Origin of the sequence: Aestuariivirga litoralis, assembly GCF_003234965.1 — a bacterium.
GTDB classification, from domain to species: domain Bacteria; phylum Pseudomonadota; class Alphaproteobacteria; order Rhizobiales; family Aestuariivirgaceae; genus Aestuariivirga; species Aestuariivirga litoralis.
Genome location: NZ_QKVK01000026.1, coordinates 1 through 555 on the forward strand (window position 1 = coordinate 1; position 555 = coordinate 555).

Here is a 555-nt window from a genome sequence, read left to right on the forward strand (position 1 = left end):
GGCACCCGTGTCACCCTGCGCGCCGGTCTCACCGACAGCGCCAGTGTCACCCTTGGCACCCGTTTCACCCTGAGCGCCAGTGTCGCCCTTGGCACCCGTTTCACCCTGCGCACCGGTCTCACCGACAGCGCCGGTTTCACCCTGCGCACCCGTGGCACCTACAGCACCGGTTTCACCCTGAGCACCCGTGTCGCCCTTGGCGCCAGTTTCACCCTGCGCACCGGTCTCACCGACTGCGCCAGTGTCACCCTTGGCGCCCGTGTCACCCTGCGCACCGGTCTCACCGACAGCGCCGGTCTCACCGTGAGCACCCGTGGCACCGACGGCACCGGTTTCACCCTGCGCACCGGTCTCACCGACTGCGCCAGTGTCACCCTTGGCGCCGGTTTCACCCTGCGCACCGGTCTCACCGACAGCGCCGGTCTCACCGTGAGCACCCGTGGCACCGACGGCACCGGTTTCACCCTGAGCGCCAGTGTCACCCTTGGCGCCGGTCTCACCCTGCGCACCGGTCTCACCGACAGCGCCGGTCTCACCCTGCGCACCCGTGGCACC

At 69.7% G+C, this 555-nt stretch carries 1 protein-coding gene; it reads left to right on the forward strand.

All coding sequences use genetic code 11. The annotated features are described in order from the left end of the window. Window positions 1-555, forward strand: a 555-nt coding sequence (locus tag DK847_RS21070) for a hypothetical protein (protein WP_280956425.1), incomplete at both ends; no start/stop codon positions are given.